This is a genomic window from Flammeovirga sp. OC4 (genome assembly GCF_000812565.1).
GTDB lineage: Bacteria > Bacteroidota > Bacteroidia > Cytophagales > Flammeovirgaceae > Flammeovirga.
The window spans coordinates 49,705-65,277 of the sequence record NZ_JTAM01000050.1 but is presented as its reverse complement, the minus strand read 5'-3'; the positions used below and the strand labels follow the sequence as shown (position 1 = coordinate 65,277).

Genomic DNA, 15,573 nt, shown 5'->3' with positions numbered 1-15,573 from the left:
ATGAAATACCTATATCTCAGCTTATTGACTCTATTCTTATGTGCTTGTAATGAAATCGTTTCTCAAGACAATTTTTATACAGGTAATCCTTTTGTGAGTTTGAGTAGCGATCAATCGATTTTGACCTTATCAAATGATGCAACAAAAGAAATAAGACTAGAATACACTGATAGTATCTCAATCAGTTCACCTATAGATAAACCGTTGTCTGTATTATTGAAAGTAGATGCTACTAGTGCAGGAATTCTCGGTGAGGATTATGATATACAGACGGATGTGAAAATACCCGCCGGGTCAAGTTATGGTTATTATAAAGTGACCGCTAAGGCAATAGATAAAAGTAAAATTACAGGTACTGAACTTGTGATTTATATAGAAAGTTGCGACCAACCCAATGTGATTCCTGGAATGATGGGAACAAAGAAAAATAATGAGGACAGACGACCACGTCTGAAGACATATTTATTTAAATATTAATTCAATTAAAACTTATCTGACACAATGAAGAAACGTAATTTATTATCGATTTTAGTAGCTGGCTTTTTAGCCCTAACTGTATTTTCATGCTCAAGTAGTGAGGATGAAGTAACACCGCCTCTAACTGCCGAGGAACTCCAAGAACAAACAAGAAAAGCATTAGCAGTAACTTCTGATTCAATTTTCCAAGCAGTGGTAGAGGGTGATTGGAAATTAGTAGAATTTGTACCTTCAGCTGAGATGTTAGAAGCGAAGGATGGAGATCAAGCGGGTTCAAATGCATTCGCTAACACAAAAATTCTTAGAGCGTCAGCTGTAAAACCTTTTGACATGACAATGTCATTTGCTAAAGAAGGTGATCAGTATGCCGTTTCAGTAAGTATTCCTGCTGAAGGTGAAGACCTTACTAATTTGGTATTAAACTACCAAAACACATTAAACCCTGATTTTGCTGCATGGGGCATCTTAGTATTTACTCAAGAAGAATTAATGGCAGAAGCAAAAGGTGTTTTAGCAGGTTCTTTTTCAACTGATGATGCTAAACCAGGTGATGCAACAGACGCGGAAACGGGTAAAGTAACATTAAACGTGAAACAGTATGATGTTTCAGAGTTATCGTACGAAAACATGTTATTAAACTACACTAAAGTGGTTGAGGGTAATGATGATAGAATTTTCTTTAATCAAGAAAGTCAATTAATTGTGGAAGATACTGACCAAACTTATGGAACAGGTACTTCTTATTATGTTTTTGAAAAAGCAGAATAATTAAAGGACTTAAATTTTTGGCTTCAATATTCTTTTCAAAAAGGTTACTATTGAGTTAAAAAGCAAAGAAATTAATTATGAAATGATAGTCACCAATTTTTCAGAAATTGACATTTTATATAACGAAGTTTGAGATTAGCAGTAATAAGTCGCTGATTTTTTGATACTGGAAATTCTTACGATGTATCCTTAATAGGTCATCATAAGATAATGTACATGTAGTAAATCTTTGTCCATTAGATATAATAAATTTTGTAAAGAAAAACACCTTTTGCTTAAAGGTGTTTTTTATTTTTTCAATACGAATCACCCTTCAAAGCTTTGATTTTACTTCTTTTTTGTGTTGAGGCAAAAATGAAGAAGAAGGAAAATTAACTCTATCCAACAGAAAGCATAAAGAACTATAGGTTGATCGTTAACTTAAACGACAGTATTACTCTCAATGTTATTGATCATCCCTCTGTTTTTAATGCAATTGTTATAAAACTGATTGCTAGTGTTCCGTGTAATACTAAAGCTCCTAAAGCGAGAGGTTCACTATAAACTTCAAAATTAGGTGAAGCCGTATACAAGCTACCTAGACTGCCAAGGCCATGGAAAACTGCAAATCCCATAGCACTATATTTTGCTGTTGTGGATTGAACTCCTGCTTTTAGAAGAATCAATAATCCCAAAAAACCTAAAGCCATTAAAGCTGCCCCCATAAACCGAAAGGTTATGGCCAATTATACTGACTGTGTGGCGATTTGTTCTGCGGATTGAGAAGGGGAAGCTCCTTTTATATAATTGTTGAAGCCAAATAATAACTCGAAGAAGGTATGAATACTAAAAATCAGGGTTGAGAAATATTTCATGTTTTTATTTTGGGTTGTCTAATTTTGATAAACCTACCGTGTTGTTTATCCTTTTTTGAAGAGGAAACGGTTATTATAGAAAACTGCTTTTAATCTGTTTTAATAATTTCGTTCCATCAGGATCTGCACTTGTTTTTAAATTACAAAACATCTCAGCCCATTGAGAAGTTCTTATTCTGAATGGAGGATTTTCTGATTTTGAAACTTCGAGCAATACTTCTGCTACTTCAGCACCAGTTTGATAAGTTTGAGATTCACCTTCCTTTGCCCTTTTTTGAATACCAGCCATATAAGCCTGGAAAATGGGTAAATACTCACCAGTGGCTAACGCACCATCTACAGCGGTTTTGCTTACTGCGGAATTCATAAATTCGGTTTTAATGCCTCCTGGCTCTACACAAGTGATTTTGATGTTAAATGCATCCGAAACATAGGTGGCCAAACCTTCCATAAAACCTTCAACAGCGAATTTTGCACCACAATACAACTCATTGAATGGTTGTCCAACCAAGCCACCTACGGAAGTAATGGTAATGATTTGACCTGACTTTTGCTCTCGCATAAAGGGTAAAACAGCTTGAGTACAAAAAACTACGCCATGATAGTTCACATCTGTCACCCATTTTATTTCTTGTTCCGTGGCTTGTTCTGTAGTTTTCGCAAAACCAGCTCCTGCATTATTGACTAATACATCAATTTTTTTGTCTTCCTCAATGATCGTTTTTACAGCAGTGTGAATAGATTGCGGATCGGTGACATCCAACTGAAGGATATGTATGTCTAGATTTTCATGCTCTATTTTTTCTTTTAGAGCATCTGCTTTTTTAAGGTTACGCATAGATGCGTATACTTTGTAGCCATTTTTCGCAAATAAAATAGCACTTTCAAAGCCTAAACCTGATGATGTTCCCGTAATTAATACGTTTTGTTTCATAATACTTAATGTTTAGAGTGAATATTCATTCCAATTAGAGTTTAAATTTTTTTATTCTCTAATAGCATCCCAAACCAAGTCCATTTGATTTTGAAGAGCAGAACTTTTTGTTTCGGTTTGATTAAAATACCATCTTAAATAAGATAATATTGCACCTCCTATAAATGTTAGTAATTCGTCGGTCGGAATATTTTTAATAATTCTTTGTTGCTGTCCGTTATGAAGGAGTTCTATGACGGGAGTGATGGATTTTCGTCCAAATGTCCTGCTTTCATTTGTGATTACAGGAGAAGCCTGTAATTGCTCCATAAACTTGAAATACATGGGGTTATTGGTGAAAAAAGAAATAGCAGACTTAAAATAAATTTCAAATTGAGTTCGTATAGGTTGTGCTGTATCAAAATCTGAAAAAATGGAAATTTCTTGTGCTTTAATACTCACATACACCTCATTAATAAGAATTTCTTTAGTAGGGAAATAGTTATAAATGGTTCCCATTCCTGTACCTGCCACTTTTGCAATGGCAGACATTGGCGTATTATGCACTCCATTTTCGGTAAGGAGTTCAAGTGCTGACGATATTATGTTTTCTTTTTTATTCACTTTGTAAATATATGAAATGGAATGTTTATTCCAAAATGTATTTTAATGGAGCTAATATTTTGAAAATATTGTATCAATGATTTCAAATACTATAAGTAGCTATTCTAGCTAATGTATATTGACGTTTGGGTGTGACTATATTACAAAGAAATAGGTGAGGAATAATACAATGACAAAAATGACCATTAGCTTTGTGTAATTGACATCATTATTTTCGGCAGGAGAATTGAAGTTAGCATTAAACTTTTCAAGTTCTTCCTTTGTTTCCTTGTGGTTAAGAGTTACAGCTTTTTTTTCTTCAATTATTAAATTGATACTATCAATGATTGAAGAATTCTTTTCTCGTAGTTTTTCTTCTAACTCAGAAGTTAATATCTCAAATTCAATTGACTCTTCAGGGTCTTCTGGATCATATAAAATGCCATAATCTGGCACAAAAAGTAACACTTCATCCCCAATTAAGTAGAGCTCTAATTTTTTAGCTATTTCTATGAGTTTATAATAAAGTTCAAGGTGATCTAAAATATGACTTAATCTAACAAAAAAGGTCCCATCTTCATATAGATGAAAAAAGTGAATCCACTTATTATCGAAAAAATAATAAGCAATTTCATCATTATTCTCCATTTCAACTTTAATAGAATTGTCATTTGTAATTAACTCCTTTAGTTCTTCTCCATAGTTATAATCCCACAAAAACTGATTTGTTTTTGGGTCTAATCTTTCAAAAAATATAGTACTCGGCATGTTGTGTTTGCTTAATGTTATGCTTTGGTTTGCAGTCCTACTAAAATAATGACTGAACTTGAGTTGCTCTTCTAATAATAATATTTATTCACTCGTCAATAAATGATCGATTTGTTCCTTGAATTCGGCAGGATTGTCGATATGAAACGCAATAGTGGTAAATTTTTTCTTTATACCGTAAAGTCCCATTAATGTATTCTCGTTTTTTAATTGGAGGATTACATTGTGACTTTCAAGTTCTCCTAAAAGGGATAATCTTTTTGTCATTTTATCTTTTGGAAGTGCTTTTTTCGAAAGGATAACCGTTTCAATATCTGAAAATGGAATTTGTGCTTCATTGATCATTCCATATCGTAGCATTAAAACTTTCTTATTAATGGCAATTGGTCTTTGTGATAATGATTTTGCAAAACCAAAAAATTGAATGCCTGTATAGATACTTAGAACGGTTAGTACCCATGCAGCAGTAGTGTTCCATTGAGAAAGTAAAAGATGAAATGCAAAAGTTTCTACTACTATCATCATAATTAAGGCTCCAAGGAGGGCAGCTGACCCACTCTTTTTGTGATAAGAAAATTCGTTTTGATGGAGTGTTCTTTTTTTCCAATGGATAAATCCATAATACATCACTGCTACTTCCGTAGAAAAAGGAAGGACGAGTTTTTGAGGTAAAATTTCCGAACAGACCTTTTTTAATGTATCATAAAAATCTGGGGATGTATTTTTTAGTTTTTGATAGGTTTTAGTAGCTTTTCGCATTTTAATGAAAACCAAAGCGATAATAGAAAGTTCAATGACAGGTAAGATCCAATTTTTGAATAATTCTATATAAACTTGATCCTCCTTTGGAAGATAATAAGAGCCAATAAATGCTCCTAGGACCATGATCGGAACCACTGTTGTTTTTGGTATAGTTGATTTTCGAATCAATAGAAAATAGACAAAAGGTATAGTGAGAAGAAGGTCTAATGTTACAGCAAGATTTAAAGTACTGTTACCTTCGAAGAAAGGTGATTTCATCAATAGGATTAATACTCCTAGTAATGAAGCTGGAATTGCAAAATTGATGAAGTTGCGATGGAGTTGTAGCGTTCTGTTCATTTCGTTTATTTTTGGATATGGTTTACACAAGAGTTTCAAACAATAAGTTGTTAAAATAGAGCCTGCTGCATCAACTTTTGTTTGTCTGTAAATATACAATATTAAGAGGAATGCAGTCGTAAGGAGTGACGATCAGTACATAAAATTATTTTATACTTGATGTAGTGAGATCTTTTTTTTGAATTGGCATTCAAAGAATAATAATTTTCCTTTTTAAAAGATGTATCATGAAAACTCTCTGTTTTGTTATGAGGTGAATATTGAAATTTTATATTCGAAACGTTTTAATTTTTAACCCTTAAACAACAACTCATGAATTTAAAGGAGGTAATGAATTGGCGTTACTCAACAAAAGAGTTTAACCCTGACAAAAAGATTTCTGATGAAGATTTTGAACAAATCAAAAATCTGCTGCAAATGTGCGCCTCAAGTACAAACATTCAACCTTGGCATTTTATTATTGCCAGTTCTGAAGAAGGCAAAAAACGAATAGCAAAAGGAACTCAAGGCTTCTTCATTTTTAATGAAGCAAAAGTATTGAATGCATCGCATGTGGTTTTATTTTGTACAAGAACTACTGCGAATGAAGATTTCATGATGCACTTGTTGGATAAAGAAGATAAAGATGGAAGGTATGGTGCTCCAGAATTCAAGGAGCAAATGCATGGGGGGAGAAACCTTTTTGCGGATATTCATAAATACGATATGAAGGACCTTCAACATTGGATGGACAAGCAAGTGTATATCAATATTGGTAATCTGCTACTTGGAGCACCTCTTTTAGGTATTGATGCCGTTCCTATGGAAGGAATAGATATGAAGGCATTAGATGAGGAGTTTGGTTTAAGGGAGAAAGGCTTTACTTCATTAGTCTGTGTGGCTTTGGGGTACAGAGCAGATAACGACTTCAATGCGGCACTTCCAAAATCAAGACTTTCTCAAGATGAAATTTTTACATTGCTATAAAAAATAGAGATTGCTGTAATGAGCAGTAAAAGAATGGGCAGGGAGGTATTTCATATATTAAAAAATATAACCTGCCCGTTCTTACGACTTTGCATAAAAAAACTTAATCACCTTACATTATCCAAAAACTTCTTACAAGCGTTTTTCTTCTTCATTTTTCCATTGATGAAAAACGAAGCAAAAAATCTAGGCTTAGAAGTCAAAAGCTAAATTCCATTTCATTCGCCTAAATGATTTTAAACTCGCTTTGCTCAAACAGCAAAATCATTTTTAACGGCTCAATCCATGAAATTCTTTACGCTTTTCCCTTCAAGGCCGTTAGTAGTACTACAAAATGAATTGGTTAAAAGATTACACTGGCGTAAATGTTAAGCGATAGCGTCATTTGTGACCTAACGATCAGCAGAAGTCTCAAGATTTCTAATTATAATAATTTAGTTAATAATGTATCATACCTGATGACTCAGATAGTCAGAGGGACGTTCCTTACTTGTAAATACAAAAACCAAACTAAGCAAAAAGCAAATTAGTGCAGGTCCAACTCCTTGAGGGTCATACAGCATATGAAAAACCGTGGCGTTAAACATGATGGCTGTAATAATAGTTGCTGCGATCAGGGTGAAGCGATTGGTAATGAAACCGATTCCACCTATTAATTCAAGTGTACCCACCATTTGTAAGAAGCCAGATTGCATGTAAATATCCATAAGCTGTCCCCCGTTACCCGGTGGGTGTGGGATCTCGATAAAAACAAAGAACTTATTGAGACCTATAAAGGCCATAAAAAAACCTAAAACAAAACGGATTGAAAGTATTATTTTTGATTGCATGTTCCCTTAGTTTGATAACCATTCTAAACTGTAATTTGCTACTTCTTCCCAGCCTGGAGCACCGCAAATGAAATGGTCTTTCCCCTCATAAAATTTATAGTCTACAATACTGTCTTTATCCTTATATTTTTTTATTGTTTTCTTGATCAGTACATTGGGAACAATGACATCGTCTAAACCTCCAATAAAAAGTAATGGAACATGAGGCTTTTTGGTGTCAATTTTTGCGATTTTTTGAAGAGAAGCCCTAGGTGTTTGACGGCTTTCCGGAACAGCATACATTTCAAAAAGCTCATCTGATTTTTCTTTACTCATTGTATTGGTAATGGCATAATGGAACCACTCTTTGTATTCTTGATCAGCAGGATTGAAAACCGTATTTCCTTTCGATCTCGCGATGACCTTATTGTTGGCTTTTAGAAAACTAAGTTTGAACGTTATATTTCCTTTTGGAGGAACACTGCTGATCAAGATTGCGGCTTCCGCTTTACCTGCTTCTACTAATTTTTGAGCGGTTAATCCCCCAAAAGAATGACCGATCAAAATAGGTTTTTCTGGGAGGCTGTCAATTAGCGTTTCCAATTCAGTAATCCAATCTTGGAATTGAACATTTTCAAGTCCTTGTGGAGGGTGCTCTCTTAATGAAGCGGGGTTCCCTTCGTGTTTAGGGTGGGCAGGAGTATAGCAAGTATATCCTTCTTTTTCAAAAAGCGTTTTCCACTGATTCCATGTTTGATTGTTCATAAACAAACCATGAATGAAGACGACAGTTTTCGATTGGAGTTGTTTTGTTTTCATGTCTTTGTCGTTAGAGTGATGCGAAAAAAGAGCTGCACTGTTCATTAAAAGGAGTGCGATAATCAGAATTGTTTTTTGAATTTTCATCTTATTTGGATGTTGATTTATACAAATTTCAGCATGCTCAGCCACTTATTTTTTACCCTATGGTAAAAACGAAAAAGAAGTAAAATGAAACTATATTTTTTAATTATGATAGAAATGTTTGTTCATTATTGGTTGATTCTTAAAGCCTTGAACATAAAAAAGCTGAAGTCGATAAGAACTTCAGCTATTGATAAAACACTATTATTGATGGGTTGATTTATTAATCGAATAAACGGTCAATCACCTTTTGAACCGGTGGAGCTATAAATAAAATAGTAGGGATGACAATGATATAGCCCATTATCCAAGACCGTATCCAAACTTTGAAAAATAAGTCATTAAAACCGATGTTATAGGATACAATCGTCAGAGAAATAATGAAGGTTGTGATGAATCCCATTAGAAAAGCAAATGCAACTTTCTTTCTGATTTTACTCAATGGATTTTCTTGTTTTAAAGTTTGCATATCCAAGAATTAAAGCATTTTAAAAACCTTCATTTTCTTTTCAGAGTAACCATAGTATTTCAAGTTGGTTTCTATGGCTGTAGGCTTATCGAGTACAGCTTTGAAGTGAGAAAAACACTCAAAACTATATTTGCCATGATACCTTCCCATGCCACTTTGGCCAACACCACCAAATGGGAGGTTAGGGTTGGTATTTTGCATTACACAATCGTTGATACACCCTCCTCCAAATGGAATTTCATGTAGGAAACGATCTTTGTTTTCTGCACTGTCAGAGAATAAATAAGCAGCTAGTGGTTTCTCAAAAGTTTTAATGATCTCAAAAGCTTCCTCCATCGTTTCATATTCAATAACGGGAAGAATAGGACCAAAAATCTCGTCTTGCATCACAGGGTCATCCAAATTAACATCGGTCATAATGGTTGGGTAGACCACACGCATATCTCGGTCTACTTTTCCACCATAATAGACTTTATCTGGATCAATCAGTTTGGCTAATCGTTCTAAGTTAGCGTGATTGATGATTTTTACGTAATTAGCTCTTTCTTTAGAGAAGTGGTGTTTTTTGATTTCCTCTACTGCAATTTTTAAAAATTCATTTTTAATATCTTTATGGACTAAAGCATAATCAGCTGTAATACAGAGTTGACCGGAGTTTACAAACTTCGCCCAGATCATTCTTTTTACACTTGTTTTTAAAGCACAATCTTTGGCAAAAATCACTGGGTTTTTACCTCCTAGTTCCAGCGTAACGTTGGTGAGGTGTTCTGCTGCTGCTTTGTGTACAATTTTACCAACTTTTGGACTGCCTGTAAAGAAAATCTTATCATAACGCTGTGCTAAAATGGCAGTAGTTTCAGGAATATCTCCTTCCACTACACAGATGTAAGCGGGGTCAAAATTCTCATTGATGATCTTTGCCATGATTTTGCTTGTTTCAACAGGAAGTTCGCTTGGTTTTACGATAGTTGTATTTCCTGCGGCCATAGAACCTACAAGTGGTGTGAGTGACAAATTATAAGGGAAATTCCATGCTCCAATCACCAAAGTAACACCTAATGGTTCTGGTACTAGATAACTTTTTGCAGGGAAGTTGATCAAATTAGTTGATACTTTACGGTGTTTCACCCATTTCCTTAGGTTTTTAACGGCAATATTAATTTCGTCAATCAAAGGGAAAAACTCTGTTAGTTGATTTTCATATTTAGATTTTCCAAAGTCTTTGAAGATGGCCTCATGCATTTCATCCTCATACTCTAATAATAATTCTTTTAGCTTTAAAAGTTGAGCTATTCTAAATTCTACAGGTCTTGTGGCATTACTTTTAAAATAACTTCTTTGATTGTCAACTAATTCTTTGATTTCGGCTTCAAATGTTGTGATTTCCATGGTGTTTATAAATTGAGATTGAGGAATATGTATAGATTAAAATGGGTGTCGATTAATTAATTTCTTGTTGTTTTCGAACTCTCTCTACAACCATCTTTTTAGGAAGGAGAGGAGTAATTGACAATTGCATTTTCTGCGACCATGGAAGACCAGAGATTACTTCTAATTCTCCTTTGATCATGGCTTCATATCCATCAAAAGCAACATCACTTGCACTGGCAGGTTTTTTATAAATACTAGTTTTGTCCATACCCGAACTTGCTCCAAATCCTGTTTGTGTTGCTCCAGGAAGAAGAGCAGTAGCACTGACGCCTGTTCCCATGAGTTCCCCTGAAATAGAGTTGGTGAATGAAGTCACAAAAGCCTTACTGGCAAAATAAACGGCTTGCATTGGTCCTGGTAAAAGACTAACGGTAGAGGAAACATTAAGTATTTTTCCTGTATTTCTTTCTATAAAATCCGGTAAGAAAAATCGAGTGAGTGATGTGAGGGCTAAGATATTAACCTGAATCATGGCGAGGTCTTTTTCCCATGCCCTTTCATGAAATTTACCTACACCACCAAATCCGGCATTATTGATAAGGTATTCCACTTGTATACCTTGTGCTTTTACCTCTTCATAAATTTCACGTGTTGCATCGGGATGAGTAAGGTTTTTAGCAATGGTGTAAATACGAGTATTATTTTTACCACCTCCCAATTCTTTTTTCAATTGTAAAAGGCCTTCGGTATTGAGATCTACAGCCACTACATCACCACCTCTTGATGTGTGTATTTTAACGAATTCTTTTCCGATTCCTCCTGCTGCTCCTGTGATTAATGCTACTTTTTTCATTGTGATATGTGATTGAGTTTAACGATATCACAAAGGTGGGCCAATGGAGGGAGGAAAAATTTAACCTATGGTAAAAAAGTAAAAGACTACGATTTTTTTAGAGCAGAAAGGAGTTGATTGTCTTCCATCAATTTACTATCTGTATTGCTCCTCGTTCATCATGAAAGAAATATCAAATGTACTGTAAACTAAATTATCGTTAACTTTTAATAGATTTTTCTATAAGCGTTTATAGGGCCTACTTTCAAGCTTCCTTCTTCTTCATTTTTGTCTTAACACAAAAACGAAGCAAAAAAGTCAAGGCTTTGAAGTCAAAAGCTAAATTCCATTCCTCTTGCCTAAATGATTTTAAACTCGCTGCGCTCAAACAGCAAAATCATTTTTAACGGCTCGATACATGAAATTCTTTACGCTTTTCCCTTCAAGGCCGGGGAAAATACTACAAAATGATTGTCTGATTATGGATCAAAAGACAAAGTTTTTTATAATAATCTTCTAAAAAGCAGTTCTGTAGGGCCGTTGCATTGCAACGGCCTCACGAACCACAAATTTCCATTTATGCTTTTTAAAAGGAATTAAATAAATTAACGAAAACTTAGTTCACAATAAAGTCGATAACTATGAAAATAAAACTTACAGTTTAAGTGGTAGAATTATCTTATAGGTTTTTCCGAATTCTACTTAAACTTTGTTGGGTAATCCCGAGAAAGGAAGCAATCTGAGATAATTTAGCTTTTTGAAAAAGTAGAGGATGTTGTTCCATTAGGTTTAAGTATCGTTCTTCAGCAGTTTGGGTGTGAATACTCATTATTCTTCTACTCAAGATCATGGCAAATTCGGCATTCATTTGTCTCATACCTTCACCAAGTTCAGGAACATGCTGAATGAGGGTATTTAATTGAGGAGCACTAATTAAGACCAGTTCAGTATCTTCCATAGCTTCAAAATAAAGGATGTTTCTTTCTCCTTTAACATAGCTAAAAGGGGAAGTGATTATAGCATCATCCGCACAAAACCAATGTGTAATTTGATTTCCTTCTAGATCAAGGTAATATACTCTTACAAACCCTTTAAGAATATAATATTGATGTTTACAAGGCTGTCCTTCTTTCAAAAAGACATCTCCTTTTTTTACTGATTTATTAGTGAGACCTAAGTCAAATTCAAGATTCCATTTGACAAGTTTATTGATGTCTAGATAGGGTTTTGAGCTGAACATTTATTTGGAAGTACCTTATTTGAGCAGAATATTTAAAAATCGAAATATAATTTAAACTTTGATAGTGTACCAAAAAAGCATCCATTTTTTAGATGAAATAATTAAAACGCCTTCATACTTTTATTTCAGAGTGAATGATGCAGTAAGTCCAACACTAAAGTTTCTAGGTAGTTTATCAACACCAAAAATGGCCCTAGAGTGTTCTCCTTTTTGATCAAGAACTTTCACGAAAAGGTCAGAGGCACCATTGACAACAATAGGGGAGTCGTCCCAATCTTCTCCTGATTGAAAATAAGCATCAATATGATTGAGTCCAACCACTTGATCAATCCCTACTTTTTCTTCTATTTGAGCAATTACGTTTAACGCACACATTTCCATGGCTTTGTAGCCTTCTTCTGTAGAAATATCTTCCCCTAACCTACCTTGGTATTGAAAGGCCTCATTCCAAATCGGAAATTGTATAGCAATGTAGGCTATATTTCCTCTAATATTAACGGATTTATAGCTTCCTCCTGGGGTAGAAGCGTTAGGAAGTTCATACCCGAGTTCTAGTAGTTTTTCTTGAAGAGTCATTGAGATAAAGCTTGTTTTGTTGTGAAATAATTTTGAGAAAGTTAATAAAATATTGATCCCAAATCCTAGCTTTTTACTTCATTTATTAGGTGCATTATAAACTACATTATTATAAAGTTTAGGTTTTAGAAATCAAGAGATTTCTGATAATCCGTAAGACACGAATGCCGCTATCACTTAACATTCGCGCCAGTGGAATGACTATGCTTATAGTTTGGTAGTGCTATCCCAGCCTTGAAGGGAAAAGCGTTAAGAATTTTATGTATTGAGCCGTTAATTAAAAATGATTTTGTTGTTTGAGTGCAGCGAGTTTAAAATCATTTAGGCTCAAGGAATGAAATTTAGCTTTTACGTTCAAAGCCTTGTGAAATCTAGTAGAAAGATGGATTGAAAGTAGATATAAACTTAGTTTATATTCTTATCGATACTTAAGATAATTCTATCCGCAATTTCTTTTGCCGTTGTAATGTTAGACATATCAGTATACAATTCACCATTTTTTCCAGAATGATGCCCGTGTCCAATCAACTCCATAATTTTATGGGTTTTTGACTGTAAATCATGAGGTTGAATCTCGGAGGCGAAAATCATAGATGGCTGCCCAACAGCACCAGATCCAGAGTAGATCTTATCATCAGGGAAACGGTCTTTAGAGTAATATTCATTCCAATCAAAAGATTGATTGAATTCAATTATGATTTTAAAGGGAGCGTGTTGCTTTAAACTCGTTTTGGACGAAATGATAAAATTATTTAGAGGTGTGGCTCCTGTAACCCCGTCTAAATCTGGAGCACTATCCAAAGGAATATAAAGACCATCAGAGGCTTTAATCCCCCTTTTATGCGACCAATAAGGAAGTGCTTCAGGTCTTCTAACAGTTGCAGGTGCATAGCCGTCACCAACTTTTTTACCTATTTGAAAAGTACTTGAAGAAATGGATTGGGAAATATATAACGTCTCAATATAATGACCTGAAGTATCTTCTAACCAAATGGCGATCAAAGGATGTCGAAACGATTTTCCTTTCTTAAATTCTACACTTATCTGATGATCACCAATAGTTTTATCAAGGTCAATAATTTCATAATCAAAAGTTTTTTCCTCTTTACCCATTTGTTGGTTTCTAAATGCATTTCCCCAATCATACAAGGTATTAAATGTAGGTATTTGATAGATGATTCCTATGGAAAGAAATAAAACGACCATAAAGATTAGAGGAGCATGAAAAGGCCTGAATTTTGATTTTCCTTTCCCTTTTCCTTTCAGGTAATTTTTTATGGGTACTTTATTGTTGGCAATATGGAAAATCACACTGCCAAGAAAGACAAGCCCAAATACTGTGTGAATGGAAGCTACACTTTTTTGATGTGGTGTAAAATATAGAAACAGTCCAGAAATAGACAAAACGATAACTACAGAAAGTAATACATTCCCTAATATTCTTCTATTCACTTTGATTTTTTGATAAGGGTAGATAAAAATAAAATTGACCTAATGTGTAAAAGTAATCATATAACATAGTACACAAAAAACGAATCTAATAGTTATTATTAGTTATTCATTACTTTTTAAGAGTTTTAAGATTTCTATTTATAAACGTTTATGGAGCATTCTCTATTTAAGCAAATGATATTTTTAATTCATTTTCCTTTGCTGTTTTATATCCTCCAAAATCCATGTTAAATCAAGATCCACTTTATTCTTTAAGGCATCCCATGTAGGTTGTATAGGTACATCAGGAAGGATACCATTGGAAACACTATCTTGAAACTGATAATGTCTTTTCGAATATTGTACCCAAATTTTGGAATGAGGTAATTGAAAGCCATCTGCATCTTGAAAATCATTTGGGTTTGAGCCTGTAGGTTCGCCAACAATTTTAGCGTTGAGTAATTCCTTACATTGGGCTGTATTACTCATTCCAGCAGAGTAAGTAGTTCTGCTTGTCATTGCATAAACGCCGTTTTTCCAATTCACTTGATCCAAAAAAGATAAAGATTTGAGAAGTTCTATACCAATAAAAAAATTACCACCACCATTATCTCTTAAGTCAATGATGATATTTTCAATTCCCTTTTTCATGAGCTCTCGTGATAGGGCAATGGCAAAACGTCTCATCTGTAGCAGTTCAGGATAGCCTGCAAAATAGATGTAAGCAGTATGCAGTTCTTCCATGGGTTGATACCATAAATATGGTGTTCCGATCACCGCTTTATCAAAACTAAAAGGGCGCTTAACGGTCATCGGTGGAGTCATTGATGAGTGGTACTCTGTATTAGGAATGGCATGGAGTGTGACTGTTTTCTTATTATTGTCTTCCAATGAAAACTCAAAACTTGCAGCATCTTCTTGCTTCGTGATGCCTAACCCTTTTAATACTTTGGAGTATTTGAGGTAAGAAACGAACCTTTCGCTTTCAGAATACCAATTATCTGTGCATTGTGCAACCGAAGAAACTTCTTTGATGACTTTTTGTAAAGGGGTATTTTCAATACCTAAGAGTTGAGCACCTATCAATTCAGGGTGTTCTTTTGGAGCTCTAATTACCCTTACTTCATGATCATTAAATACAAAAAACTCTATGGGTAAAGCATCATAAAAGGAGGAGGATTTCCAAATTCCGGTATGACTGTCGTCTAAAGATTTTACAATTTTTGAAAGTCGTAAAAAGATTTCATCATCAGATAGTTTAGTAAGGTCATTGAGTAATGCCTTAACTTGTTTTTGAACACTATCTTTGGAGATACTATGATAAGGATGAATATGTTTTTGTTCTAATGTTGAAATAAGGTTTTCGATATCATTTTTCCATTTTTCAGGAGTCATCTCAGACGTTTCAACAGTTGTTTCTTCACAACTTATCAGACAAAATACAATCAGTAGGATCGAATGGGTGTAGCGTAGCATTTTCATAAACTATTTT

17 protein-coding genes are annotated in these 15,573 nt (G+C 34.3%); 3 read left to right on the top strand and 14 right to left on the bottom strand.

Annotated features, from left to right (window positions below):
• A complete protein-coding gene (locus PL77_RS21070) occupies nt 1-477 on the top strand; it encodes a hypothetical protein (RefSeq protein ID WP_044209894.1) in 477 nt (158 codons plus the stop codon).
• 24 nt (nt 478-501) lie between these two features.
• Complete coding sequence (locus PL77_RS21065) at nt 502-1,245, top strand: hypothetical protein (RefSeq protein WP_044209892.1); 744 nt, start codon at nt 502-504, stop codon at nt 1,243-1,245.
• 452 nt (nt 1,246-1,697) lie between these two features.
• On the opposite strand, the gene PL77_RS21060 is transcribed toward PL77_RS21065, so the two are convergent.
• From PL77_RS21060 to PL77_RS21040, 5 genes are all read right to left on the bottom strand, one after another.
• Nucleotides 1,698-1,949, bottom strand: coding sequence for a hypothetical protein (locus PL77_RS21060; protein ID WP_044209890.1), 252 nt, complete (start codon nt 1,947-1,949; stop codon nt 1,698-1,700).
• Nucleotides 1,950-2,172: 223 nt separating this feature from the next.
• Nucleotides 2,173-3,033, bottom strand: a complete 861-nt coding sequence (locus PL77_RS21055; RefSeq protein ID WP_044209887.1) for an SDR family oxidoreductase — start codon at nt 3,031-3,033, stop codon at nt 2,173-2,175.
• Nucleotides 3,034-3,084: 51 nt separating this feature from the next.
• Nucleotides 3,085-3,636, bottom strand: coding sequence for a TetR/AcrR family transcriptional regulator (locus tag PL77_RS21050; protein WP_044209885.1), 552 nt, complete (start codon nt 3,634-3,636; stop codon nt 3,085-3,087).
• A 135-nt stretch (nt 3,637-3,771) separates the two neighbouring features.
• On the bottom strand, nt 3,772-4,383 hold the full coding sequence (locus tag PL77_RS21045) for a hypothetical protein (protein WP_044209882.1): 612 nt from the start codon (nt 4,381-4,383) through the stop codon (nt 3,772-3,774).
• Nucleotides 4,384-4,467: 84 nt separating this feature from the next.
• The gene (locus tag PL77_RS21040; protein ID WP_044209934.1) at nt 4,468-5,484 is read right to left on the bottom strand and encodes a hypothetical protein; all 1,017 of its coding nucleotides are present in this window, start codon (nt 5,482-5,484) and stop codon (nt 4,468-4,470) included.
• A 312-nt stretch (nt 5,485-5,796) separates the two neighbouring features.
• Here PL77_RS21040 and PL77_RS21035 point away from each other — a divergent pair, with 312 nt between their 5' ends.
• Entirely contained in the window at nt 5,797-6,450 is a 654-nt protein-coding gene (locus PL77_RS21035) for an oxygen-insensitive NAD(P)H-dependent nitroreductase NfsB (protein ID WP_044209880.1), read from the top strand.
• Between the two features lie 449 nt (nt 6,451-6,899).
• Here the strand turns inward: PL77_RS21035 and PL77_RS21030 are convergent, their stop codons facing one another.
• From PL77_RS21030 to PL77_RS20990, 9 genes are all read right to left on the bottom strand, one after another.
• Complete coding sequence (locus PL77_RS21030) at nt 6,900-7,280, bottom strand: DoxX family membrane protein (RefSeq protein ID WP_044209878.1); 381 nt, start codon at nt 7,278-7,280, stop codon at nt 6,900-6,902.
• Between the two features lie 6 nt (nt 7,281-7,286).
• Nucleotides 7,287-8,165: a carboxylesterase gene (locus tag PL77_RS21025; RefSeq protein ID WP_216595930.1), complete on the bottom strand. Its 879-nt coding sequence runs from the start codon at nt 8,163-8,165 to the stop codon at nt 7,287-7,289.
• Between the two features lie 220 nt (nt 8,166-8,385).
• Nucleotides 8,386-8,631, bottom strand: a complete 246-nt coding sequence (locus tag PL77_RS21020) for a DUF2798 domain-containing protein (protein WP_044209875.1) — start codon at nt 8,629-8,631, stop codon at nt 8,386-8,388.
• Nucleotides 8,632-8,640: 9 nt separating this feature from the next.
• Complete coding sequence (locus PL77_RS21015) at nt 8,641-10,020, bottom strand: aldehyde dehydrogenase (RefSeq protein ID WP_044209873.1); 1,380 nt, start codon at nt 10,018-10,020, stop codon at nt 8,641-8,643.
• Between the two features lie 52 nt (nt 10,021-10,072).
• Nucleotides 10,073-10,855, bottom strand: a complete 783-nt coding sequence (locus PL77_RS21010) for an SDR family oxidoreductase (protein ID WP_044209871.1) — start codon at nt 10,853-10,855, stop codon at nt 10,073-10,075.
• A 658-nt stretch (nt 10,856-11,513) separates the two neighbouring features.
• Nucleotides 11,514-12,074, bottom strand: coding sequence for a Crp/Fnr family transcriptional regulator (locus tag PL77_RS21005; protein ID WP_052444607.1), 561 nt, complete (start codon nt 12,072-12,074; stop codon nt 11,514-11,516).
• A 120-nt stretch (nt 12,075-12,194) separates the two neighbouring features.
• A complete protein-coding gene (locus tag PL77_RS21000) occupies nt 12,195-12,650 on the bottom strand; it encodes a RidA family protein (protein ID WP_044209868.1) in 456 nt (151 codons plus the stop codon).
• 405 nt (nt 12,651-13,055) lie between these two features.
• Nucleotides 13,056-14,102: a DUF4405 domain-containing protein gene (locus PL77_RS20995; RefSeq protein ID WP_044209865.1), complete on the bottom strand. Its 1,047-nt coding sequence runs from the start codon at nt 14,100-14,102 to the stop codon at nt 13,056-13,058.
• Between the two features lie 183 nt (nt 14,103-14,285).
• The gene (locus PL77_RS20990) at nt 14,286-15,563 is read right to left on the bottom strand and encodes a S41 family peptidase (RefSeq protein WP_156152465.1); all 1,278 of its coding nucleotides are present in this window, start codon (nt 15,561-15,563) and stop codon (nt 14,286-14,288) included.
• Nucleotides 15,564-15,573 lie beyond the last annotated feature (10 nt).

Excerpts from the sequence above, each read along its gene's own strand:
- PL77_RS21070 (WP_044209894.1), top strand. The coding sequence starts at position 1 with ATGAAATACCTATATCTCAGCTTATTGACTCTATTCTTATGTGCTTGT.
- PL77_RS21065 (WP_044209892.1), top strand. The coding sequence starts at position 502 with ATGAAGAAACGTAATTTATTATCGATTTTAGTAGCTGGCTTTTTAGCC.
- PL77_RS21060 (WP_044209890.1), bottom strand. The coding sequence starts at position 1,949 with ATGGGGGCAGCTTTAATGGCTTTAGGTTTTTTGGGATTATTGATTCTT.
- PL77_RS21055 (WP_044209887.1), bottom strand. The coding sequence starts at position 3,033 with ATGAAACAAAACGTATTAATTACGGGAACATCATCAGGTTTAGGCTTT.
- PL77_RS21045 (WP_044209882.1), bottom strand. The coding sequence starts at position 4,383 with ATGCCGAGTACTATATTTTTTGAAAGATTAGACCCAAAAACAAATCAG.
- PL77_RS21040 (WP_044209934.1), bottom strand. The coding sequence starts at position 5,484 with ATGAACAGAACGCTACAACTCCATCGCAACTTCATCAATTTTGCAATT.
- PL77_RS21035 (WP_044209880.1), top strand. The coding sequence starts at position 5,797 with ATGAATTTAAAGGAGGTAATGAATTGGCGTTACTCAACAAAAGAGTTT.
- PL77_RS21030 (WP_044209878.1), bottom strand. The coding sequence starts at position 7,280 with ATGCAATCAAAAATAATACTTTCAATCCGTTTTGTTTTAGGTTTTTTT.
- PL77_RS21025 (WP_216595930.1), bottom strand. The coding sequence starts at position 8,165 with ATGAAAATTCAAAAAACAATTCTGATTATCGCACTCCTTTTAATGAAC.
- PL77_RS21020 (WP_044209875.1), bottom strand. The coding sequence starts at position 8,631 with ATGCAAACTTTAAAACAAGAAAATCCATTGAGTAAAATCAGAAAGAAA.
- PL77_RS21015 (WP_044209873.1), bottom strand. The coding sequence starts at position 10,020 with ATGGAAATCACAACATTTGAAGCCGAAATCAAAGAATTAGTTGACAAT.
- PL77_RS21010 (WP_044209871.1), bottom strand. The coding sequence starts at position 10,855 with ATGAAAAAAGTAGCATTAATCACAGGAGCAGCAGGAGGAATCGGAAAA.
- PL77_RS21005 (WP_052444607.1), bottom strand. The coding sequence starts at position 12,074 with ATGTTCAGCTCAAAACCCTATCTAGACATCAATAAACTTGTCAAATGG.
- PL77_RS21000 (WP_044209868.1), bottom strand. The coding sequence starts at position 12,650 with ATGACTCTTCAAGAAAAACTACTAGAACTCGGGTATGAACTTCCTAAC.
- PL77_RS20990 (WP_156152465.1), bottom strand. The coding sequence starts at position 15,563 with ATGAAAATGCTACGCTACACCCATTCGATCCTACTGATTGTATTTTGT.